The sequence below is a fragment of the Erwinia sp. JUb26 genome (assembly GCF_003751505.1).
Taxonomy (GTDB): domain Bacteria; phylum Pseudomonadota; class Gammaproteobacteria; order Enterobacterales; family Enterobacteriaceae; genus Erwinia.
In genome coordinates, this window is the sequence record NZ_RJVB01000010.1 from 87937 (window position 1) to 111797 (window position 23861).

Sequence of the window (23861 nt, forward strand, 5' to 3'; positions counted from 1 at the left end):
TAAATTAGCCATCACAGGTAAGAAGTCTCTTACAAATGACGAAATACAATCACTGCGGCACAGGGCGGCGTGATGAGGAGAGGAAAAAAGTGAACATTAACAGCACCGTGATAGCAGGCTTTCAGACACTCAACGATATCGGCTACCTGCTGAAGGGCAAGCAGCGCGTCCTGCTGGTCACCGATAAGAACATTGCGGCGATCCCGGCGGTCCAGGCGCTGATCGATCAGGTTCGCGATCGGGTGTCATCTCTGCATATCGTGGGCAGCGTTCCGCCGGAACCGAGCCAGCACGACGTGGCGGCTATTCTGGCCGCGCTGGAAAGCCGCGATGTCGATCTGGTGATCGGCGTGGGCGGCGGCAGCGTACTGGATGTGGCCAAGCTGCTGTCGGTGCTGTGCGTTGAAGATGCACCGGGTCTGGATGCTCTGCTGGCCGGTGAAAAACCGCAGCGTCGCACCACCTCACTGCTGATCCCGACCACCGCAGGCACCGGTTCTGAAGCCACGCCAAACGCGATTCTGGCCATCCCGGAAAAAGAGACCAAGGTCGGGATTATCTCCCCGGTGATGCTGCCGGACTATGTGGTGCTGGCCCCGGAGCTGACCACCAGCATGCCGGCGCATATCGCCTCCTCCACCGGTATTGATGCGCTGTGCCATCTGATTGAGTGCTTTACCGCCACCGTCGCCAACCCGGTCAGCGACAACTATGCGCTGATTGGCCTGAAGAAACTGTTTACCAGCCTGGAAACCACCATTGCCGAACCGGAAAACCTCGCGGCGCGGCTGGATATGCTGTGGGCCTCTTACTACGGCGGCGCGGCTATCGCCCACGCGGGCACGCACCTGGTTCACGCCATGTCCTACCCGCTGGGCGGCAAATACCATCTGCCGCACGGCGTTGCCAACGCCATTCTGCTGGCACCGTGCATGCGCTTCGTGCGCCCGGCGGCGGTCAGCAAGTTTGCCATGGCCTGGGACCTGGTGCCGGGAGCGGACACCTCGCTGACGGACGAAGAGAAATCCCACGCGCTGGTGGACTACTTCTCCGCCCTGGTACAGCGCCTGAAACTGCCCGCCAGCCTGGAAGAGCTGGGCATTGGCGCCGATCACCTGCCCTATTTAGTTGAAGCCGCACTGGACGTACAGCGACTGATGAAGAACGTGCCAACGGCGGTCAGCGCCAGCAACGTGCGTAACGTCTACCTGACCCTGTTTCCGGCCCTGAATCACTGATTAATCCGAGGATATGATGAGTAAAAAAATTACCGGCGTACTGACCGCCATTGTGACCCCTTTTGATGCCGAAGGTGCCTACGCCGAAGCGGCGATGCGCCGCCAGATCCAGCGTCAGCTGGCCGCCGGAAACGGGATTTTCTGCGGCGGCACCAACGGTGAATTCTTCGTGCTGAACGAGCAGGAGAAGCTGGCCGTGACGGCAACCTGCGTGGATGAAGTGGCGGGTAAAGCCCATGTTGTCGCCCACGTCGGCGAGATCTCCACCCGCGAAACGATTCGCCTCGGCCGTCAGGTTGCGGCGATGGGCGTCGATGCAGTGTCGGTGATCACCCCATATTTTGTCCCGCTGAAGCAGTCCGAGCTGATCGCCCATTACACCGCAGTGGCCGACGCCCTGACCGTGCCGGTGTTCCTCTACAACATTCCGGCGCGTACCGGCAACACCCTGCAGCCGGACACCGTTCGCCAGCTGGCGGCGCACCCGAACATCATCGGCATCAAAGACAGCGCGGGCAGCTATGAAAGCCTGAGCGGGTTCCTGGCGGCGGCGAAAGGCGCAGACAATTTTGACGTGCTGAACGGCCCGGACTCGCTGATCCATCAGGGCTTCGTTGACGGCTGCTCCGCCTGTATTTCCGGCCTGGCAAACGTCGCGCCGAAAGAGATCAACGCCATCTGGGCGCACTTCAACGCCGGTGATATCGACGCCTCCCGTAAGGCACAGGAAAACGTTACCGGGCTGCGTACCGATCTGTATGCCGTTGCCTTCTCTCCGGCGGCGGTGAAAAAGGCCGTGGCGCTGATGGGCCACGACGTCGGCGACAGCCGCTATGCAGTGCAGTTCAATGCGGCCGAAGAGCAGCAAATCCGCCAGATCGTCAATCAGTACCTCCAGTAATTTATCCGGCGGCGCTGCGGTGCCGCCCGCACTGACATCCGGGACTCATTAGTATGAAAGTTATCTGTACTTCACCGTCGTTCGCCAAATACGATGCCCAGCCGATCGCCACGCTGCAGCAGCAGGGTTTTGAGCTAGTCACGCTGCCCGCCGATGCGCCGCTGAGCGATCTGGCCCCGCACCTGGCGGATACGGTTGCCATGATCGTCGCCTTTACCGAGGTCAACGCCGAGCTGCTGGCGCTGGCTCCTCAGTTGAAGATCGTCTGCAAGCACGGCGTTGGCGTCGACAACATCGATCTGGCGGCCACGCGCGAGCGCGGGATCTTCGTCACCAACGTGCCGGACGCGAACAAGCACGCCGTCGCCGACTTCGCTTTTGCGATGATGCTTAACAGCGCCCGCCAGCTGACCCAGGCCGCTAACGGCACGCGGGACGGCAAGTGGCCGCGTATTTTCGCCACCGATATGTACGGCAAAACGCTGGGCATCGTGGGCTTAGGCAATATCGGCAAACAGGTTGCGCTGCGGGCGCGCGGCTTCAATATGCGCGTGCTGGCCTTCGACTTTTATCCCGACGAGAAGTTTGCCGCCGAGCATGACGTGCAGTTCGTCAGCATGGATACGCTGACCGAAGAGAGCGATTTTATCACCCTGCATACGCCGCTGACCGCCGAAACCCATAACCTGTTCGACCGCGCGCGCCTGTCGCGGATGAAGAAATCAGCATTCCTGGTCAATGTGTCTCGCGGCGGCGTGATTAACGAAGCCGATCTTTATCAGGCGCTGGCCGACGGTGTGATTGCAGGAGCCGCCGCCGACGTGTTTGAGCACGAACCGCTGGAAGCGCATCCGTTATTTAGCCTGGATAACTTTATTGCCACTTCACATATTGCCGGCTATACCGACGGCGCAATTAATGCGATTGGCGAGCGCTGCGTGCAGCAGATTATTCAGTGCATTAAAGAACAGCAGCGGCCGTTAAATATTATGAATTCGCTCTGACTATTTATTGCGGGCAATGTACCCGCATTATCACCCTGCCGTCGTTTATTTCGACGGCAGATTAACAACCTTTGTACCGGGTTATTATTATGAATACTGTTGCACGCAATACCCGCATTCGCTGGTGGATTGCCGGGCTGATGTGGCTGGCGATTGCCATTAACTATATTGACCGCACCGTACTCTCCGCCGCCGCGCCACATCTTATTGATGAGCTGAGCCTGAATCCGGAGATGATGGGCTTTATTATGGCCGCCTTCTTCTGGTCCTATTCGCTGCTGCAAATTCCGGCGGGCTGGTTCGCCGACCGCTACGGCCAGAAAAAAGGGCTGGGCATCGCCGTTGCCTGGTGGTCCATTGCCACCTCGGCGATGGGCCTGGCGACCGGCTTTAAATCCCTGCTGGCGCTGCGCCTGGCGCTGGGCGTGGGTGAAGCCGCGGCGTATCCCAGCAACGCAGGGATCACCGCACGCTGGTTCCCGGACAAAGAGCGCGCCACCGTCTCCGGTCTGTTTGACAGCGCCTCGAAGTTCGGTGGTGCGGTGGCGATGCCGCTAATCGTCTGGATGATCTACATCGTCGACTGGCGTCTGACCTTCCTGATTATCGGTGCCGTGGGCCTGCTGTGGGTGATTGCCTGGTACTTTATCTACGCGGAAAACCCGGAAGACCATAAATCCATCAGCCCGGCGGAAATTAGCCTGATCCGTGACGGCCAGGCGCAGAAGCACGGCGATAAGAGCGTGCTGCCGATGAAGTGGTACAAGCTGCTGCGCTATCGCAATATCTGGGCGATGTGCCTCGGCTTCTTTACCATCAACTACACCTCCTACTTCTTTATCACCTGGCTACCGACCTATCTGGTGAAAGAAAAAGGCATGGACTTCATCAAGATGGGGATGGTCGCTGCGCTGCCGCTGCTGTGCGGGATGATTATCGAAGTAATTGCCGGCTGGGCCTCTGACCGCATCGTGCACAAGAAAATCCTGTCGCTGACCGCCACACGTAAGCTGTTCCTGACCATCGGTCTGCTGATGGCGCTGTGCATCGGCTTTGCCCCGTTCACCGACTCGGTATTTATGACCGTATTCCTGCTGTGCGTGGCGAAATCCGGTACCACCGTCGCGGCTTCCCAGGTCTGGGCGCTGCCGGGCGATGTCGCTCCGAAAAACAGCGTGTCGATCGTCGCCGGTCTGCAAAACACCGTGTCCAATATGGGCGGCGCGGTCGGCCCGATTATCACCGGTGCTATCGTCGCCGCGACCGGTTCCTTCACTTACGCGCTGGTGTTTTCCGCCGCGCTGGTGGTGCTGGGGATCATTAACTACCTGTTCCTGATGGGCAAAGTAGAGCCTATCGTCGAGGAAGAACATCCCGCTCACCAGCCTGCGCCTGCCGCGAGCCTGAAATAAGTAAAGCGTTGTCCCCTTCACACCCTGGCTGCAGGGTGTGATTCCCTTTCTGACCCTAAGAAAATAATAATAACCTGCTCCGGAGGAGATGATGTCGATCAATTCTCAAGATAGCACCGTAGTCATTAATACAGGCGGGAAAAAATCCGTGGGTAAAACCCGGTTCGTGATATTAACCATACTCTCCGTTGGTATCGCGATTAACTATATCGATCGTGCGGCGATGAGCGTTGCTATTCCATTTATGTCACACGATCTGAATTTATCCAGCACGGATAGCGGGTTATTACTTTCCGCTTTCTTCTGGAGCTACGTCTTATTCCAGCTGCCCGGCGGCTGGCTGGTAGATAAATTCGGCCCGCGTATTACCTTCGCCTTCAGCAGCCTCGGCTGGGGACTGGCAACCGCCGCCTGCGGCCTGGCTAACAGCGTGGGTGCGCTGGTCGGCTTCCGCTTCGCCCTCGGCGCGGTTGAAGCCCCCTGCTACCCGGCCAGTTCGTCAACCGTCACCCGCTGGTTCCCGCGCCAGGAGCGCAGTTTTGCCGCCGCCACCTTTAACAACGGCAGCAAAATCGGCGGCACGCTGGCGATCCCGATTATCGCCTTCCTGATCGCGCTGGTCGGCTGGCGCTGGACTTTTGTGATCTCCGGGCTGGTGGCGATGGCCTGGGCGGTGGGCTGGTATCTGTGGTATCGCGATCCGCGCGAGCATAAAGGCGTGTCGGCGGAAGAAGTGGCATTTATTGAAGCCAACCAGGACCCGGACACCGGTGCGCCGATGAGCGTGCGCGAGCTGCTGAAGCAGCGCACGGTACAGGCGATGATGGCCGGGTTCTTCTGCATTAACTTCGTTTCGTACTTCTTCTTTACCTGGTTCCCGACCTATCTGGTGGAAACCTTCCACCTGTCGCTGATGAAGTTCGGCCTGCTGGGTATGCTGCCGGGGATCGCGGCAATTATCGGCGGCTGGTGCGGCGGCCTGCTCTCCGACAGCCTGGTACGTCGCGGCGTGTCGCTGACTGTTGCACGTAAAATTCCGCTGGTGGGCGGCATGCTGGGCAGCGCGGTGATCGGCCTGGCCGCGTTTTCGCCGACCGTAACGCTGGCGCTGGCCGCGCTGTGCTTCGCGAACTTCGCCGCGACATTTGCCTCCGCCGCACTGTGGGCGCTGCCGTCGGACGTTGCCGCTAACCGGGCCAACGTCGCCACTATCGGCGGCATCCAGAACATGGCCGCAAACCTCGCCGGGATCATTTCGCCAATCCTGATTGGCGTGCTGATGCAGTTTACCCATTCATTTACCATCCCGCTGGTTCTGGCCGGTATTGTTGGCCTGATCGGCGCGTTGATTTACGGCTTCTGGCTGCCTGCGGTACAACCGATGCAGCATAAAGCCGCCTGAAGGAGATAAAAAATGACTCACCAGACGCGCTGGCAGCAGCGCCCGGAAAGCTCAACCTGGGGTGACTTCGGCCCTGATGACCAGCTTGGCCGCCTGAATCTTCTCACCGCTGCTAAGGTGCGTGAAGGCGTTGCCGAGGTGCAGAGCGGCGAGACCTTCTGCCTGAGCCTGCCGCTGGATCTGCCGGGCGGCACCGCGATGAACCCGCGACGCCCACCGCCACAGCTGAACGCCACCCGCCGTGGCGAGCATCCGAACATGACCTATCCGCTGTCGAGGGATGATGCCCGCCTGAGCGATGTAATCTGCGATGACAGCGTGACGCTGGCGCTGCAGTATTCCACCCAGTGGGACAGCCTGGCCCATATGGGGCAGTGGTTTGATGTGCAGGGTAACGGCAGGCCGGAGATGGTGTTTTACAACGGCTATCGTGCCGGGGTCGATATCATTGGCGAAACGGATTTTCGCGGCGGCTGCGGTTGCGGCCAGGGCAGCCACCTGGGCGCCCGCGCGCTGGGCATTGAAAATATGGCCCACCACGGTATTCAGGGCCGCGCGGTGATGATTGATATCAAAAAGCATTTTGGTATTGAGCGCTTTGCCTTTGGCTACCGACACCTGCAGCAGATTATTGCCGAGGACAAGATCGTTATCCGCCCCGGTGATATGGTCTGCTTCCGTACCGGCATGGACGAGGCGATTTTCGAGATGGCGGGCAACCCCGATGCGGAGTACCTCAGCAGCCACTTTGCCGGGCTGGACGGCAGCGACGCCGAACTGCGGCAGTGGGTGATTGACAGCGGCGTGGTGGCGCTGATTGCCGATAACCCGGCGGTGGAGATCCTGCCCGCGCGGCCGCTGAATGAGGATTTCTACCCTTCGCATCCGCTGCACGATCTCTGCCTGTTCCGGCTGGGCGTGTATCTGGGTGAGCTGTGGCACCTGAGCGAGCTGGCCGACTGGCTGGCCGCCCATCAGCGCCACGCCTTCCTGCTGACCGCACCGCCGCTGCGGCTGCCAGGTGCGGTAGGTTCACCGGCAACGCCGATCGCCACCGTGTAGTGGAAAATACGTCAGTGTTTTAGAACGACAGCAGGCCCGGGATACGGGCCTGCTTTTTTTCTGTTAGCGCAGATCAGCGCCCCTGAAGAAACGCGCGGTAGGCGGCAATCACCGCCAGAAAATCCTCTACGCCGCAAAACGACAGGCTCTCTTCGTCGTAGTAGTTCATTCCCTCTTCCATTTCATCGCCTTCAAAGCCGAGCTGGTTAGAACGAACGATCACCTCTTCCTCATCCAGCCACAGAGTGTATTCCCGGCCCACGCGCTGCCACTGGCGCTCGCTGCCCTTGACGCTGGCAACGGCAGCTTCCACTTCATCCAGCAGCGCCAGATTTTTTTCATCCACCTCATCGTTGAACCAGTGGCCAACGGCTTCGTGGCCCATCGACATGCGAACCTTCACCACCCCGGTGATATCGCGTAAAAATTCATATTCCATCGTGTTCCCCTCCCGGCAGACTGACCGCGCATGCTCACGGCTATTTTGCGCCTCTGCCTGGATAATACTGAGCATCAGCGCGCATTATCGCAGCCCGGCGGGGGAAAAACAGCAATATCGACGACGGTGACGCCCACAGCGGCGCAGGAGGCACTGCCACAGTTAACGATTTCCTCCCGTGACTGCCAGCAGCAGGCCAAAAACAACCAGCAGGCCGCCAAACACGCGGTCAATCCAGTGGCGCACGGCCAGCAACCGCTCCCGAACCGTTCCCGCCGAGAAGCCCAGCGCCACCAGGCTGAACCACGCCATATGCGCCACCGAGATAAACACACCATAGCCGATCTGCACCGCCAGCGGCGTTTCAGGGCCTACCACCTGCATAAACAGGCTGACGATAAAGATCGTGGTCTTCGGATTGAGGACGTTGGTCAGAAAGCCGGTGCGCAGCGCCGCCGCGTCGGACAGCGGTATCACCCTGCGGTCAACCGGCGTGCCGCCCGCGCGGGAACGCAGCATTTTAATACCGAGATACACCAGCCAGACGGCACCCACCAGCCTGATGGTGTTAAACAGCCACAGCGACTGCTGGATAAGCAGCCCGACGCCGACCAGCGTGTAGGTTACGTGTACCAGCACGCCCAGGCCAATGCCCAGCGCGGTCAGCACGCCCGCCCGGCGCGACAGCATCAGGCTGTTGCGCGTGACCATGGCAAAATCCGGCCCGGGGCTGATGACGGCCAGCAGGGTAATGGTGATTACAGCTATCAGTTCGGTCATGGGTTATCCTGTCAGAAACGAGTTAATTGCCGCGATAATAGCGGCAGGCTATCAGGATGAATAACGATGATTTCTGACACTAACGGTGAGCCTGGCTCACCATTAAACGATGAGCGGCTGCCTTCGCTGCTGGCGCTGCGCTGCTTCGAGGCCGCCGCCAGACAGGAGAACTTCAGCCGCGCCGCCGCTGAGCTGCACCTGACGCACGGTGCGGTCAGCCGTGCGGTGCGCCTGCTGGAGGACGAGTTGGGCGTGACGCTGTTCGAGCGCCGCAGCCGACGCGTATTCCTCACCGATGCGGGCCGCACGCTGGCCAGAGCCGTCGGTGAGGGAATGGATTTGATGCGCAAGGCGGTCAGCGAGTTGCGTGCCCGCGCCAGCCAGCAGCGGCAGTGGGTGCTGTCCTGCGAGCCAACGCTGCTGATGCGCTGGCTGATCCCCCGCTGGTCAGATTTTCAGGCTCGCCATCCGGACATCGACTTTCATCTCGTTGCCGGCGGTGGCCCGTTCTCCTTTGCTAACGGCATCGATCTGGCGATTCGCCGCAGCGATTTTCCGCTGCCGGGAAGCTACCACGCCGAACCGCTGTTTGCTGAAAAGGTCGGCCCGGTTTGCCGTAGGGATAAGGCCGCTAGTTGGTTTAGCGAAGAGCAGCACGCTGCCACACTCAGAAAGGATGCACCGCGTCTGCATACGCGTACCCGGCCCGGCGCATGGCAGGAATGGGCGGCCGCTGCGGATCATCCCTCTGTTGATAACGCGGGGCAAACGTTCGATCACTTCTATTTCAGTCTGCAGGCCGCCGTGGCGGGTCTGGGGGTGGCCATCGGCCCGTGGCACCTGGTGCGAGACGATGTGGAGAGCGGCGTATTGAGCGCGCCGTCGGGGTTTATCGAGGATGGTTCCCACTATTGCCTGCTGTCACCCATACCCCTCGTACCCGGCAGCCCGCAGGCCGAACTGCTGACATGGTTGAGGTTGCAGGCATGATGAAGAAGGTAATCAATGCACAACAGACTGCCTGGCGCCACACCCGGAGCTTCGGGCAAAGATGAGCCTGACGGGAATGGCAGACGCTTTCAGAGGGGGAAGTTAATAACGCGCAATAAAAAAAGAGCCGACCGGCGGCTCTTTTTAACGGGGCAATGCTCAATCATCTCTGCCTGAACATCGCCCAATCTGAGTGATTTTTACCGACTGACATCGGAAAAATCATCCTTCCCGGCGTTATCAGACCGCAGTCTGGAAAATCACGCCGTCAGCTTTGTCAGTGTACTGGCTCAGCTGGTCGAAGTTCAGATAACGATAGGTATCCACGGCGGTTTTATCCACCTGATCCATAAACTTCAGATACTCTTCCGGCGTAGGCAGTTTGCCCAGCAGAGAAGCAACCGCAGCCAGTTCGGCGGAGGCCAGGAACACGTTAGCACCGTTACCGAGGCGGTTCGGGAAGTTACGCGTTGAGGTCGAAACCACCGTTGCACCATCTTTCACGCGCGCCTGGTTACCCATGCACAGTGAACAGCCCGGGATCTCGATGCGCGCACCGCTCTTACCGAAGACGCTGTAGTAGCCTTCCTCAGTCAGCTGTGCGGCGTCCATCTTGGTTGGCGGAGCCACCCACAGACGGGTTGGCAGCTGCCCTTTATGGGCATCCAGCAGTTTACCGGCGGCACGGAAGTGACCGATGTTGGTCATGCACGAACCGATGAAGACCTCATCGATCTTCTCACCCTGCACGTCAGACAGCAGGCGGGCATCGTCCGGATCGTTTGGCGCACACAGGATTGGCTCTTTGATATCCGCCAGATCGATGTCGATCACCGCCGCGTATTCCGCGTCAGCATCGGCTTCGAGCAGCTGCGGATCGTCCAGCCATTTTTGCATGCCCTCAACGCGGCGCTCCAGCGTACGACGATCGCCGTAGCCTTCAGAGATCATCCACTTCAGCAACACGATGTTGGACTGCAGATACTCGATGATCGGTTCTTTATCCAGTTTGATGGTACAACCGGCGGCAGAACGCTCAGCGGAAGCATCGGTCAGCTCGAATGCCTGCTCAACTTTCAGTTTCGGCAGGCCTTCGATTTCCAGCACGCGGCCGGAGAAGATGTTTTTCTTACCTTTCTTCTCAACGGTCAGCAGGCCCGCTTTGATCGCGTACAGCGGAATGGCGTGAACCAGATCGCGCAGGGTGATACCCGGCTGCATCTCGCCTTTAAAGCGCACCAGCACCGACTCAGGCATATCCAGCGGCATCACGCCGGTCGCCGCGGCAAACGCCACCAGGCCAGAACCCGCCGGGAAGGAGATACCGATTGGGAAACGGGTGTGGGAGTCACCGCCGGTACCGACAGTATCCGGCAGCAGCATACGGTTCAGCCAGCTGTGGATAACGCCGTCGCCCGGACGCAGCGACACGCCGCCACGGTTCATGATGAAGTCCGGCAGAGTGTGGTGAGTGGTCACGTCAACCGGCTTAGGATACGCGGCGGTATGACAGAATGACTGCATCACCAGATCGGCTGAGAAGCCCAGACAGGCCAGATCTTTCAGCTCGTCGCGGGTCATCGGGCCGGTGGTGTCCTGAGAACCCACGGAAGTCATTTTCGGTTCGCAGTAAGCGCCGGGACGGATACCGTCCACGCCACAGGCGCGGCCAACCATTTTCTGCGCCAGTGAGTATCCACGGGTGCTGGCAGCCACATCTTTCGCCTGAACAAACACATCGCTGTGCGGCAGGTTAAGAGATTCACGGGCTTTCGAGGTCAGGCCACGGCCGATAATCAGCGGGATACGACCACCGGCACGCACTTCATCCAGCAGCACGTCGGTTTTCAGCTCGAAGTTTGCCAGCAGCTCGTCGGTTTCGTGATTACGCACTTCGCCTTTGTAAGGGAAGATATCGATCACGTCGCCCATATTCAGCTTATCAACATCCACTTCGATCGGCAGCGCACCGGCATCTTCCATCGTGTTAAAGAAGATCGGAGCGATTTTGCCGCCGAGGCACACGCCGCCGCCCTTCTTGTTAGGCACGTAAGGAATGTCGTCACCCATAAACCACAGCACCGAGTTGGTGGCGGATTTACGTGATGAACCGGTACCGACCACGTCACCGACGTAGGTTAGCGGGAAGCCTTTTTTCTGTAATTCTTCGATCTGTTTGATCGGTCCAACGTTGCCGGCATCGTCGGGTACAATGCCATCACGTTCGATTTTCAACATCGCCAGCGCGTGCAGTGGAATATCCGGGCGAGACCATGCATCCGGTGCCGGAGAGAGGTCATCGGTATTGGTTTCGCCGGTCACTTTAAACACGGTTACGGTGATTTTGTCTGCCAGTTTAGGGCGCTTCAGGAACCACTCGGCGTCAGCCCACGACTGAATAATTTTTTTCGCGTGTGGGTTGCCCGCTTTGGCTTTTTCTTCAACATCATAGAAGTTGTCGAACATCAGCAGCGTGTGGGAAAGCGCTTCTGCGGCAATCGGAGCCAGCTTTTCTTCATCCAGGGCTTCGATCAGCGCATGGATGTTATAGCCGCCCTGCATGGTGCCAAGCAGTTCAATCGCTTTTTCAGGAGTAACCAGAGGGGAGGTAGCTTCGCCTTTCGCGACAGCGGCCAGGAAACCGGCTTTAACATAGGCCGCTTCATCTACACCCGGCGGGACTCGATTGATCAACAGGTCTGACAGGAATTCTTCTTCACCCGCTGGAGGGGCTTTTAGCAGTTCAACCAGCGCGGCCATTTGGGAAGCATCTAACGGTTTAGGAACGATCCCCTGGGCAGCACGCTCGGCAACGTGCTTACGGTATTCTTCTAGCACGACGTTCTCCTCGCTCTCATTGTATATGGCATCCCGGGTCACCCAAGTCACCGCTATTAGTGATAACCATCCATGTGTAGGGTAAGGCGCCCGGTTCCGCGTGGGGCAGCATAGCAGGATTTCGTACGCATGTTAATCTGTTTACAAATAAGCAACATTATTTGCGAGGCGCGTCAACTCCGGTTAGTTCCTTTTTTACAGCATTCCACACTAGTTAGATGGTTAATGTTTAGTATTTATGCTGTTCGTTGGGTGATATAGCGGTATTTCATCCAGGTATTAATCTTTATCTCTTTTAATTTTGTGCTAAAAACCGTCAACTTTTCGCTTGAGTTGATAACCTGAGATTCAGGTTGGAGGATGAAGTTGACTGGTGTTGGCTGGCGATCTGGTGCTGACTTTGGCGGGTGTTGGCTGGCGGTCTGGTGCTCGCGCCGGCTGGCTGTGGCCCCTGCCGGGCGGTCCTCACGCCGCTTTGCGGTGCCCTCACTTCGCTCGTCAGCCCGCCGGACCGCCACAGACGCGCGTCCTGCGCGGCTGCGTCTTTCGCCCACTTCCCTGTGGGCGAATCCTGGCTTCCTCGCTGCGTTCAGCGCTGCGGATTGCCCTTCAGGGGCCACAGCCAGCCCGCTTTCGATAACGATGTTGCCTGTTCGAAAATACCGTTCAGGCACAGGCTGTTAATAGTCACAATTATCATACCGCTTCAGACATGACTCGCTAAACATGATGATTATCATGCAGTTTCAGGCATGCCCCACCAAACACCATGATTCCCATGCGGTTTCAGGCATGCCCCACAAAACACCATGATTCCCTTTCAGTTTCAGGTATGCCCCACCAAACACTATGATTTCCATGCAGTTTCAGGCAGCCAGCACATTGCTTGAGGGGTTCAGCCTCTGCGGCGGCCGGGCAATCCGCAGCGCCGAGGTGCAGACTGCGGGGCCGGAGAGACCAGCAGGGATGCTGGGCTCAGGCGTGGCGCGGGCAGGACGCCCGCTCCGCGCCGATCCGTAAGGCCCGCAGCCGAAAACGAGGGAACCGCGAAGCGGCGCGAGGACCGCCCGGCCGCCGCAGAGGCTGAACCCCGATCGCCATACCCATAGCCATACCCAACTCAGCCAATGGCTTTGCCACGTATTTTCATGCTCACGCTATACATTTTTACTAATTTTCGCCCACTCCCCCCAGCGTTAGGATGACGCAGGATTTAACAATTTTTAAACATTCTGTTATCTCAACATGCACCAGCGGGAGTAAACCGATGTGGACACTACAGAAGTGGCAGCAACTCGCGGAACAGCAGCACTTTATCCAACGGGCAATGATCGATGGCCAGACGCTGGCATCGGCCAGTGAAAAAACCTTTGCCGTGATCAACCCGGCAACAAACCGACTGCTGGCCGAAGTGGATATCAGCGAGCCGTTCACGGTCAATCGGGCCGTCAGCGTGGCGCGCCGCTGCTTTGAACGCGGTGACTGGTCGCAGCAGTCGCCCGCTTCCCGCAAACAGGTCCTGCTGCGCCTGGCGGACCTGATCATGCAGCATGCCGATGAGCTGGCGCTGCTGGATTCGCTGAGCATGGGCAAAACGGTGACCGATGCCAGAGAGCTGGACGTACCCGGCGCGGCAGGCGTATTCAGATGGTATGCCGAAAGCCTGGACAAACTTTACGGCCAGATAGCCCCCACCGCGCAGGACGCCGTCGCCATGATTACCCGCGCACCGCTCGGCGTTATCGCGGCCGTGGTGCCGTGGAATTTCCCGCTCGATATGGCCGCCTGGAAACTGGCTCCGGCGCTGGCGGCAGGCAATAGCGTGATACTCAAACCGGCGGAACAGTCGCCCTTCTCCGCGCTGCGCCTGGCTGAACTGGCGCTGGAAGCCGGCCTGCCGCCGGGCGTGCTCAATGTGCTTCCCGGCAACGGCGACATCACCGGCAAAGCGCTCGGCCTGCATGAGGATATTGATGCCGTGGTGTTTACCGGCTCCACCCAGGTCGGAAAATACTTTATGCAGTATGCCGCGCAGTCCAATCTCAAGCAGGTCTGGCTGGAGTGCGGCGGAAAAAGCCCAAACCTGATCTTCGCCGACTGCCATAACCTTGAGCTGGCGGCAGAAAAAGCCGCGGGCGCCATCTTCTTCAACCAGGGCGAAGTCTGTTCTGCCAATTCCCGTCTGCTGGTTGAGCACAGCATTCACCACGAATTCGTCGAACGCCTGCTGGCGCAGACTCAGAACTGGCAGCCGGGCGATCCGCTCGACCCCGCCAGCCGGGCCGGGGCCATGGTCAGCAGCCGTCACACCGAGCGGGTGATGAGCTACATCCAGGTCGCCCGCGAACAGGGGGCAGAACTGCGCTACGGCGGCAAGCGGTTGACGATCAACAAATCAAGCAACTTTATCCAGCCGACGATTTTTACCGGCGTTCAGTCCGATATGCAGTTGGTCAGGGAAGAGGTGTTCGGGCCGGTACTGGCTGTCATGCCCTTCAACAGCGAAGAGCAGGCCATCGCCCTTGCCAACGACAGTATCTACGGGCTGGCGGCGTCACTGTGGAGCGACGATTTGCGCCGCGCACACCGGGTTGCCCAGCGGCTGAATGCCGGCACGGTCTCCGTAAACACCATTGATGCTATCGACGTCAGCGTCCCCTTCGGCGGCGGCAAGCAGTCGGGCTTTGGCCGCGACCTCTCCCTGCACGCCTTCGACAAGTTTACCCAGCTCAAAACGACTTGGATCCAGCTGTGCCAGTGACCCTCGTTCGCCTGCAAAAAGGACAGACACATGTCGCAAAATACCGATCTATCCGTTAATAAGCTCGCTTCCGCCAGGCCGACGGCGAAGCTGGGGTTTCTCTCGCTGATCTCCGTTGCCGTTGGCCTGGTGGTATCACAGGGCGTGATGGTGATGATGCTGCACGCGGTGGGGATCGCCGGGCTCAGCCTGATCCTCCCGCTGACGCTCGCCTGGCTGCTGGCCCTCAGCTATGCCTGCTCGTTCTCCGAGCTGTCGTTGATGATCCCGCGCTCGGGCAGCCTGTGTAGCTATACCGAGGTGGCCCTCGGCCACTTCCCGGCGATCATCGCCACCTTTTCAGGCTATATCGTGGTGGCGATGTTTGCGCTCTCCGCCGAACTGCTGCTGCTGGATTTGATTGTCGGCAAGGTTTTCCCGCACAGCTCACTCCCGCCGCTGACCGTGGCCGCTGGAGTGCTGCTGCTGTTCACCCTGTTTAACCTGATGAATATCGATATCTTCGCCCGTCTGCAAACGGCGCTGGCGGTGATTATGATGGTGGTGCTGCTGGTGCTGGGCATCTGTGCCCTCACCAGTCCGCAGGCGGAAACGGTGCAGGATGCTATCGCACAAGGGAGCCTGGCTCCGCAGGGTTGGGGATGGGGCGCAGTCGCCCTGGTCGCCACCACAGTCTGGGGTTTCGTCGGCGCGGAATTTGTCTGCCCGCTGATTGAAGAAACCAAACGGCCCCAGCGCGATATCCCGCGCGCAATGATGATCGGCCTGACGCTGATTTTTTTCACCATCATCCTCTACTGCCTCGGTGCCCTGCTGGTGCTGCCGCGATCCGCCCTGATCGGAGACGATCTGCCGCACTTCCTGTTCGCCACCAAAGTGTTCGGTGAAAGCGGCAAGCTGCTGCTGCTCGCGGCCGCTATTACCGCCACCTGCAGTACGCTTAATTCGTCGCTGGCCACCATTCCGCGCATGCTCAGCGGCATGTCGCAGAACGGCCAGGCTTTCCCGTGCTTTAAGCGCCAGAGCCGCAACGGCGTGCCGTGGCTGGCGGTGCTGTTTGTTGCCGCCATTACCGGGCTGCCGCTGCTGCTGATGAATGCCAGCTCAATCAGCCTGCTGCTGCTGGCCGCCGCAATCTGCTGGCTGCTGGCCTACATCATCACCCATATCAACGTCATCGTTTTACGCCGCCGCTATCCCCACCTGTCGCGCCCGTTCCGCACGCCCTTCTATCCTCTGCCGCAGATCCTGGGGATCGTCGGCATGCTGTATGCCATCTGGAATGCCTCCCCCACGCCGGAAATGGCGCATGAAGTTTTCGCCGTCGCCGGTGGCGTGCTGGCGGTCGTGGCGATTATTGGCGCGCTGTGGGTGAAGCGGGTGATGAATAAGCCGCTGTTTGCCCCGGAACCCATCGAGAAAGCCCTAAATCCACCGCATAAAAACTGAATCAGGCAGGGAAAATCCTGCTGGACCTTACACTGACTGGAGAACAACCGATGAAAAATCATGATGTAAATCAGCACAGTACCCGCGACTGGCAGACCAGGGATGCGGAACATAATATTCACGCCTTCGTCGACCAGAAGAAACTGAATGCGTCGGGTCCCCGGGTGATGAACCGCGCCAAAGGGCTGTACGTCTGGGACAATGATGACCGCCAGTATCTGGACGGCATGTCCGGGCTGTGGTGTACCGCGCTGGGCTACGGCCGCCGGGATTTGATCGACGCGGCCACCCGCCAGATGGAGCAGCTGTCCTATTACAATATGTTTTTCCACACCACCCACCCGTCGGTGATTGAGCTGTCCGAGCTGCTGTTCAGCCTGCTGCCCGACCGCTACAGCCATGTGATTTATACCAATTCCGGTTCTGAATCCAACGAGGTGCTGATCCGCACGGCGCGCCGCTACTGGCAGGTGGTGGGCAAACCGGAAAAACGCGTAATGATTGGCCGCTGGAACGGCTATCACGGTTCCACGCTGGCCAGTACCGCAATGGGCGGTATGAAATTTATGCACGAGATGGGCGGCATGCTGCCGGATATCGCCCACATTGATGAGCCATACTGGTTCGCCCACGGCGGAAATCTGACGCCGGAAGAGTTCGGCCTGAAGTGCGCCCGCCAGCTGGAGGAGAAAATCCTTGAGCTGGGCAGCGAGAACGTCGCCGGGTTTATCGCCGAGCCGTTCCAGGGCGCGGGCGGGATGATCTTCCCACCTGAGAGCTACTGGCCGGAAATCCAGCGCATCTGCCGCCGGTACGATGTGCTGCTGTGCGCGGATGAGGTGATCGGCGGATTTGGCCGCACCGGAGAGTGGTTCGCCCACCAGCATTTTGGCTTTGAGCCGGACACCATCACCATCGCCAAGGGGCTGACCTCGGGCTACGTTCCGATGGGCGGGCTGATCCTTTCAAGGCGCATGGCGGAAGCACTGGTCGAACACGGCGGGGTGTTTGCTCATGGCCTGACCTACGCCGGGCACCCGGTAGCGGCGGCAGTGGCGATTGCCAATATCAATGCGCTTCGCGATGAGAAAATCGTTGAGCGGGTGAAAAACGATACCGGTCCTTACCTGCAACGGCGACTGCGTGAGGTATTTGGCGATCATCCGATGATCGGTGAAATCCAGGGCACTGGCTTAGTGGCCGCGCTGCAGTTTACCGCCGATAAAGCCACGCGTAGGCGCTTTGCGAATGAGGATGAAATGAGCTGGCGCTGCCGCAGCTTCGGCTTCGGGGAAGGGGTGATTATCCGCGCCACGCAGGGCAGGATGATTATGGCCCCGGCGCTGGTCGCCAGCCATGCCGAACTGGATGAACTGGTGGAAAAAACCCGCCGTGCGGTGGAACGTACCGCACAGGAATACAAGATCCGTTAAATCATTAACGGCAGACCGCACGCAGTCTGCCGTCTTCCCTTACCGCTCCACCAGCGCAAACTCCTGCTCGCTGTAGCGCTCTCCGGCAATATTCGCCGGGGCAAACAGCGTATTCAGCGTGGCAAGATCGCGGTCGTTAATGACCACATCGGCCGCAGCGCAGTTATCCTCCAGATGGGCCTGCTGACGCGCGCCCGGGATCGGCACAACGTTCTCACCCTGTGCCAGCACCCAGGCCAGCGCCAGCTGAGCCGGACTCGCCCGATAGCCCTGCGCCATCTCCGTCAGCTGTACGACCAACTGCTGATTATGTTCCCACGCCTGCTGCTGGAAACGCGGCAGATAACGGCGGAAATCATCCTCGGCCAGCGTACCGGCAGCCGCCACTTTACCAGTCAGGAAGCCGCGTCCCAGCGGGCTGTACGGAACGAAACCGACGCCCAGACGGCGGCAGGTTTCCAGCAGCCCCTGTTCGGGATCGCGGCTCCACAGCGAGTATTCACTCTGCACGGCCGCGATAGGGTGCACCGCCTGCGCACGCTGTAGCGTCTCACTGGAGATCTCCGACAGGCCCAGATGCAGCACTTTGCCTTCGCGCACCAGATCGGCCATCGTGCCGACCACCTCTTCCACCGGCACCGCCGGATCGGGGCGATGCTGATACAGCAGGTCAATCGCCTCAATGCCCAGCCGCTGCAGCGAAGCTTCCACCACCGCACGGATGTTTTCCGGACGGCTGTTCACGCCTTTAATTCGCTCCCAGCCCTCACCCTCATCGGTGATATGGAAGCCAAATTTGGTGGCGACTTTGACCTTACCCTGATGTCCTTTCAGCACGCGGCCAAGCAGGGATTCATTGGTAAACGGGCCGTAAACCTCTGCCGTATCGAGGAAATCCACCCCAAGATCGAAGGCGCGATGCAGCGTATTGATGGCCTGCCGCTCATCGCTGGCACCGTAGGCAAAACTCATTCCCATGCAACCCAGGCCAATGGCGGAAACCTGCAAACCTGCACTGCCTAACGTTCTTTTTTTCATGGTAATACTCCGGTTAACTGACGATGAAGCCGTTATACTTCCCCCGGAATAAATCAACAATTGATGCCATTTAACCGATTTAGTGAAAAATAATCATCAATATGAAAAATCGCACCACGCTCCAGGAACTGGAAATCTTTGCCGCTATTGCCCGCCACCTTAACTTCCGCAAGGCGGCGGAAGAGCGCAACGTCACGCCGTCCACGCTCAGCCATACCATGAATCATCTGGAGCAACGCATTGGCATCAGGCTGCTGAACCGCACCACCCGCAGCGTCTCGCTGACCGAGGCCGGGCGCGCTTTTCTCTCGCGGATTGAGCCCGCGCTGGTGGATCTTTCCAGCGCGGTCGATGAGCTGAACAGCTGGCGGGCCGACCCGCGTGGGACGGTGCGACTGAATATGCCGCGCAGCGCCGCAACGCTCTGGCTGCAGCGGATCCTGCTGCCGTTTCGCCAGCGCTACCCGGACATCGCGCTGGAGATCGCCACCAGCGACAGCCTGGTCAATATCATTGAAGAGGGATTCGACGCGGGCGTACGCTTCGGCGAAGCGATCCCGCAGGATATGGTGGCGATCCCCTTTGGCCCGCCGATAAACGGGGCGGTCATCGCCAGCCCGGCGCTGCTTGCGCGCCACGGCACCCCGCCGCATCCCGAAGGGCTGGCGGGATACCCGTGCATTCAGCGGCGTTTCCCCAGCGGCATGCTGTACAAATGGGAGTTTCACACGGAAGGTAAACCCTTTGACGTGGCGGTCAGCGGCGATCTGACGCTGGACAACGATATGCTGATGATTCAGGCCGCGCGCGCCGATGCGGGCGCGGCGCTGGTGATGCGCGAGCTGGCGCAGCCCTGGCTGACCGACGGTTCGCTGGTGGAAATCCTGGCCGATTATGCGGCCAGGCCGGAGGGCTTCTGGCTTTACTACCCCAGCCGCAAATACCACTCGGCCGCACTGCGCTGCTTTATCGACTGGGTGCAGCAGGTCAACCGCGGCGTGGTAGACTGCTCAGAACCCTCCGATGCCGGGATCCCTCTATGACCGCAATGACCGCAGATGAACCGCTCACCCGCTTTGTGCTGGCTGACCGCCCGGCCCCCCACGTGCTGTGCCTGACGCTGCATCGCCCTTCGCAGCGCAATGCCTATAACGCGATGATGATTGCCGAGCTGGAACAGTGGCTGGATTACAGCGAGCACAACCCGGAGATCTGGACGGTGATCCTGACCGGCGGCGGCGGTGCGTTTTGCAGCGGGGCGGATTTGCAGGAAGCGTTTATCGACGGGGGTAAAAAGGTGCGTAACCGCTGCGGCGGCTACAATCCGCTACAGCATCAGCCCCGGCGGAAAATCTGGATCGCCGCCCTGAACGGCCACGCGGTGGGCGGTGGGCTGGAAATGGCGCTGGACTGCGACTTTATCGTTGCCAGCGAGCAGGTGAAAATCGCCCTGCCCGAGGTGACGCACGGCCTGCTGCCGCTTGGCGGGGCCATCAGCCAGCTTGCCGCCCGACTGCCGGTGAATATCGCCCGCGAACTGCTACTAACCGGCGAAGCCTTCGATGCGAAGCGCGCGCTGGCGCTGGGACTGTTCAATCAGCTGGCCGCGCCTGACGGCCTGAAAGATGCGGCGCTGGTGCTGGCGGCACGCATTAATCGCAGCGCCCCGCTGGCGGTGCAGGCCTGTAATGCGCTGCTGAAACAGCACCTGAATGCCGCTGCTGACGACGGTGAAGCGCGGCTGAAACATCCTCTGCCCGCCACCGGTGGGGATGCACAGCAGGAAGCCCTGCTATCCTCCACCGAAGAAGCGCTACGCCAGCTTCAGCAGAGCGAAGATTATCAGGAAAGCCTGCGTGCCTTCAGCGAACGCCGCCCGCCGCAGTGGCGAGGAAGATAAAAGCATGAAATTCTGCACGAAGCACTGCGGTAGTTTTGAAATACCCTTCTGACGAGAGTAAAGCTCACTCTACAGCGTCTGCGCGCGGAACAGCGCGCTCAGCCCCAGGCCGCCCGCAATCCCCAGCATCGCCAGGCCAAAACCGTCTTCGCTCTCCGCCGTCTGTACCAGCTGGCTGAACAGCCGCGTCACCATCATCGCCCCGGACGCGCCGTAAGGATGGCCGAGCGCAATGGCTCCGCCCTGGCGGTTAACGCGCTGTTCGTCGATGCCCAGCGCATCCAGCGATCCCAGAACCTGGGCGGCAAAGGCTTCGTTAAATTCAATGGCGGCGACCCGATCGAGGCTGAGCTGCGGCTGACGTGCCAGCAGCTTTTGCGTGGCGGGAACCGGCCCCAGCCCGAGAAAGTTTGGATCGACCCCGGCGCTACAGGCATCAACAAAGCGCAGCCCGCGCACAAAGCCGCACTCGCGCGCCAGACGGCGGCTCATCACCAGCAGCAGCGACGCGCCGTCGTTAAGCGGGCAGCAATTGCCCGCCGTCACGCTGCCGTCGGCGGCAAAGGCGGGCGGCAGCGCGGTCAGCCGTGCCAGCGAGGTGGTCGGGCGCGGGCATTCATCCTGCGTTATCTCCTGCCCCGCCACGTTCAGCGGCACGATCTCATCGCGAAATGCGCCCTGCTGCTGTGCCGAGACGGCGCGCTGGTGGCTGCGCAGGGCAAACCTATCCTGCCGTTCACGGCTGATGCCGCAGCGGCGGGCCACGTTTTCCGCCGCTTCGCCCATATCCGGGTCGCCGATATCGTCCGGGGAAAAGCGTGCCCGGGCGTAGAAACGCGGTAGCTGCTTGAGCGAGCCGGGTTTCTCAACCCGCCACGGTGCGTTACTGACACTCTCCACGCCACCGGCCAGATAGCACTCTCCGGCGCGAGCCTGGATCAGGCGGCAGGCGTTAATCGTCGCCTCCAGCCCGGAACCGCACTGACGATCGACCGTCACCGCCGGAACCGCCAGCGGCAGCCCGGCACTGAGCGCCGCCAGCCGGGCAATATTGCCGCCGCCGCCGGTCGCATTACCGATAATCACCTCATCGATAGCGCGAAAATCCGCTGGAAACGCGGCCAGCAGCCGGTCAAACAGCGGAGCCAGCAGCGCCTCCATCGACAGCTCCGCCAGCATACCGTATGCCTTGCCTACCGGCGTACGGACCGCCGCCACCACGATCGGCTGCCAGTCATCTTCCGGCTGGTAGTTCAGTGAGATCGGTTCTGAAATCATGATTTGCGATCCTTATTTCCAGCTCGGCGCGTTTAATTTTTCCAGCGGGCGTTAACGGCCAGCGGCTGATGTGATAATAGTGGCGCGGCAATTTATATTTCGCCAGCTGCTCGCGGCAGATTAGCGGAATGGTTTCCGCCAGCGATAATTCCGCGTCAATCATAGCGACGATCTTTTTTCCGAGGTAATTATCATCTATCGCGATGACTACCGCTTCTATTACACCCCGGATCGATTTGATCGTCGTTTCTATTTCTGACAGATAAATGTTATTCCCGCCGCTGACGATCATATTTCCCCGGCGGCCAATAATATGAAGGTTCTGCCGTTCATCCAGATAGCCGATATCCGATACCGTGGCCCCCCACGCATATTTTTTAAATGCACTGCCGTCATCGCCCCATAAATAACCTTCGATGATCTGCTCGCTGCGAATAAAGATCCGGCCCGGCTGATTCACCGCCACCGGCGCACCGTCATCGTCAAGGATTTCAATGGTGGTCCCCGGAAAAGCCTGCCCGACGGTCGCCAGGGAGTCGCTGATGCTGTCGTCGTTCAGCGTGGACACCGCGACGAATCCCAGCTCCGATGCGCCGTAATATTCCTGTATCTGCGCTTCAGGAAACAGCGCCCGCGCCTGCCGATAGTGGTTCAGCTCCAGTTTGGATCCGGCGCTGAGCAGGTTAAGCAGGCCGGGAAAAAGCTGCCCATCAGCCACGCGAGCAAAACCGGCAATCATCGTTGGCACCACCACCAGCCGCTGGATCTGCTGCCTGGCGATCAGCGCCAGTGCGCCGTCGGGCTGCCACTTCCCAAGGCTGTAGAAACAGCCTCCCGCATACAGCGTTTCATTCAGGCAGTAAAGGCCAATGCCGTTCGACAGCGGGCCGGGAAACAGCGTTGAGGGCGCATCCGTCAGCTGGAAGATCGCTTCACCGTTTTCAAAGCTGCTGCGCCAGGATCGGCGCGAGCGGACAAACGCCTTCGGCAGGCTGGTGGTGCCGGAAGTGAAGTTTATCAGAAACGGCGTGGCGTCATGCATCCCCTGGCTGAATGCGGGCAGATCGTCGGCATTGACAGGATCGTTTTCCAGCCAGCGATCCACCGCCAGCCAGCGGATCTGTAGCGCATCGGCCAGCGCGATCGTCGCCCGATCCTGCTGGTTTAGCAGCAGCAGACCCGGCTTAATACGGCTCAGCATTTCGTGCAGCTGTGCGGCGGGCAGCTGTGGATCAACTATCGCTGCGGTGAACGGCTGTGCAGTGGCCGCCAGCCAGGCTATCGGGAACGCAATCGCATTACCCGTCGCTATCGCCACGGGATTTCCGGCGGTCGGCTGCGTGAGAATATACTGATAAAGCGCCTGTGAGCGACGCCAGAGCTGCTGCCAGCTCAGCGTCTGGCCATCAATATTGATGGCGACAGACTGGGGATACTTTCGAGCATGCTGCTGGACTCTGTCGTGAACCGGCATCAGACTCCGGCCTCAATCCATGAAAAATGATGGGTCAGCGCGTTGCGGGTTTCCTCAGGGATCGGACAGGGCTTATTTTCAGCAGGATTGATGCAAACCCAGACTAATTTTCCTTCGGCGGCGAGAATATCCCTTCCCTGTAAATTCAGATGAATAGAAAATATTAAGCTGCTGTTGCCGAGCTTCTCAATGAATACCTGCGGCTCCACCACATCGTCGACCGATAATGGAAAATGGAAGGTGGCTTCGCATTTTTTAACGTGATAAACCACACCGGCCGTCTTAGGGCGAAATAACGCTAAAATGTCGGCACGGCGAAAGGCATTAACCACGGCATCTTCACAGTAATCCAGGTAAACTGAATTATGGACGTGACCATGCAGATCGATATCACGCATTGATACGCGAAATGTTTCACTATTATACTGCTGCATAAAAATCATCAACCTGTAAACCAGAAAC

At 59.5% G+C, this 23861-nt stretch carries 19 protein-coding genes; 12 read left to right on the plus strand and 7 right to left on the minus strand.

What is annotated here, in order from left to right; genetic code table 11:
* The first annotated feature begins 89 nt into the window (after positions 1 to 89).
* From EC836_RS22030 to EC836_RS22055, 6 genes are all read left to right on the plus strand, one after another.
* Complete coding sequence (locus tag EC836_RS22030) at positions 90 to 1238, plus strand: iron-containing alcohol dehydrogenase (RefSeq protein ID WP_123337134.1); 1149 nt, start codon at positions 90 to 92, stop codon at positions 1236 to 1238.
* A 16-nt stretch (positions 1239 to 1254) separates the two neighbouring features.
* Positions 1255 to 2139 carry a dihydrodipicolinate synthase family protein gene (locus tag EC836_RS22035; protein WP_123337335.1) on the plus strand — a complete coding sequence of 295 codons (885 nt, stop codon included), beginning with the start codon at positions 1255 to 1257 and terminating at the stop codon, positions 2137 to 2139.
* A 53-nt stretch (positions 2140 to 2192) separates the two neighbouring features.
* The gene (locus EC836_RS22040; protein ID WP_123337136.1) at positions 2193 to 3143 is read left to right on the plus strand and encodes a phosphoglycerate dehydrogenase; all 951 of its coding nucleotides are present in this window, start codon (positions 2193 to 2195) and stop codon (positions 3141 to 3143) included.
* 89 nt (positions 3144 to 3232) lie between these two features.
* On the plus strand, positions 3233 to 4555 hold the full coding sequence (locus EC836_RS22045) for an MFS transporter (RefSeq protein WP_123337139.1): 1323 nt from the start codon (positions 3233 to 3235) through the stop codon (positions 4553 to 4555).
* A gap of 91 nt (positions 4556 to 4646) precedes the next feature.
* The gene (locus EC836_RS22050) at positions 4647 to 5957 is read left to right on the plus strand and encodes an MFS transporter (RefSeq protein ID WP_123337141.1); all 1311 of its coding nucleotides are present in this window, start codon (positions 4647 to 4649) and stop codon (positions 5955 to 5957) included.
* Between the two features lie 12 nt (positions 5958 to 5969).
* Complete coding sequence (locus EC836_RS22055; RefSeq protein ID WP_123337143.1) at positions 5970 to 7019, plus strand: cyclase family protein; 1050 nt, start codon at positions 5970 to 5972, stop codon at positions 7017 to 7019.
* Between the two features lie 73 nt (positions 7020 to 7092).
* On the opposite strand, the gene yacL is transcribed toward EC836_RS22055, so the two are convergent.
* The gene (gene yacL / locus EC836_RS22060) at positions 7093 to 7458 is read right to left on the minus strand and encodes a protein YacL (RefSeq protein WP_105595406.1); all 366 of its coding nucleotides are present in this window, start codon (positions 7456 to 7458) and stop codon (positions 7093 to 7095) included.
* Between the two features lie 162 nt (positions 7459 to 7620).
* Complete coding sequence (locus EC836_RS22065) at positions 7621 to 8238, minus strand: LysE family translocator (protein ID WP_123337145.1); 618 nt, start codon at positions 8236 to 8238, stop codon at positions 7621 to 7623.
* 66 nt (positions 8239 to 8304) lie between these two features.
* Here EC836_RS22065 and EC836_RS22070 point away from each other — a divergent pair, with 66 nt between their 5' ends.
* Positions 8305 to 9228: a LysR family transcriptional regulator gene (locus EC836_RS22070; protein WP_123337147.1), complete on the plus strand. Its 924-nt coding sequence runs from the start codon at positions 8305 to 8307 to the stop codon at positions 9226 to 9228.
* A 240-nt stretch (positions 9229 to 9468) separates the two neighbouring features.
* Here the strand turns inward: EC836_RS22070 and acnB are convergent, their stop codons facing one another.
* Complete coding sequence (gene acnB, locus EC836_RS22075; RefSeq protein ID WP_123337149.1) at positions 9469 to 12066, minus strand: bifunctional aconitate hydratase 2/2-methylisocitrate dehydratase; 2598 nt, start codon at positions 12064 to 12066, stop codon at positions 9469 to 9471.
* A 1267-nt stretch (positions 12067 to 13333) separates the two neighbouring features.
* On the opposite strand from acnB, the gene EC836_RS22080 reads away from it, so the two are divergent.
* From EC836_RS22080 to EC836_RS22090, 3 genes are read left to right on the plus strand one after another with little or no spacing between them, the layout of a single operon-like run.
* Positions 13334 to 14827 (plus strand): aldehyde dehydrogenase, encoded by a 1494-nt coding sequence (locus tag EC836_RS22080; protein WP_123337151.1) that lies wholly within the window; start codon positions 13334 to 13336, stop codon positions 14825 to 14827.
* Positions 14828 to 14857: 30 nt separating this feature from the next.
* Entirely contained in the window at positions 14858 to 16276 is a 1419-nt protein-coding gene (locus EC836_RS22085; RefSeq protein WP_123337153.1) for an APC family permease, read from the plus strand.
* A 50-nt stretch (positions 16277 to 16326) separates the two neighbouring features.
* Positions 16327 to 17709, plus strand: coding sequence for an aspartate aminotransferase family protein (locus EC836_RS22090; RefSeq protein WP_123337155.1), 1383 nt, complete (start codon positions 16327 to 16329; stop codon positions 17707 to 17709).
* Between the two features lie 39 nt (positions 17710 to 17748).
* On the opposite strand, the gene EC836_RS22095 is transcribed toward EC836_RS22090, so the two are convergent.
* Positions 17749 to 18747, minus strand: coding sequence for an aldo/keto reductase (locus EC836_RS22095; RefSeq protein ID WP_123337157.1), 999 nt, complete (start codon positions 18745 to 18747; stop codon positions 17749 to 17751).
* Between the two features lie 101 nt (positions 18748 to 18848).
* Here EC836_RS22095 and EC836_RS22100 point away from each other — a divergent pair, with 101 nt between their 5' ends.
* Together EC836_RS22100 and EC836_RS22105 are read left to right on the plus strand one after the other, a co-directional pair.
* Positions 18849 to 19790, plus strand: coding sequence for a LysR family transcriptional regulator (locus EC836_RS22100; RefSeq protein WP_123337158.1), 942 nt, complete (start codon positions 18849 to 18851; stop codon positions 19788 to 19790).
* 5 nt (positions 19791 to 19795) lie between these two features.
* Entirely contained in the window at positions 19796 to 20647 is an 852-nt protein-coding gene (locus EC836_RS22105; RefSeq protein ID WP_123337337.1) for an enoyl-CoA hydratase-related protein, read from the plus strand.
* Between the two features lie 69 nt (positions 20648 to 20716).
* On the opposite strand, the gene EC836_RS22110 is transcribed toward EC836_RS22105, so the two are convergent.
* From EC836_RS22110 to EC836_RS22120, 3 genes are read right to left on the minus strand one after another with little or no spacing between them, the layout of a single operon-like run.
* Positions 20717 to 21925, minus strand: a complete 1209-nt coding sequence (locus EC836_RS22110) for a thiolase family protein (protein ID WP_123337160.1) — start codon at positions 21923 to 21925, stop codon at positions 20717 to 20719.
* Complete coding sequence (locus EC836_RS22115; protein WP_123337162.1) at positions 21882 to 23399, minus strand: class I adenylate-forming enzyme family protein; 1518 nt, start codon at positions 23397 to 23399, stop codon at positions 21882 to 21884. Before EC836_RS22115 ends, EC836_RS22110 begins: the two co-directional genes overlap by 44 nt.
* Entirely contained in the window at positions 23399 to 23833 is a 435-nt protein-coding gene (locus tag EC836_RS22120) for a thioesterase family protein (RefSeq protein WP_123337339.1), read from the minus strand. The genes EC836_RS22115 and EC836_RS22120 overlap by 1 nt, the downstream gene beginning before the upstream one ends.
* Positions 23834 to 23861: the final 28 nt, after the last annotated feature.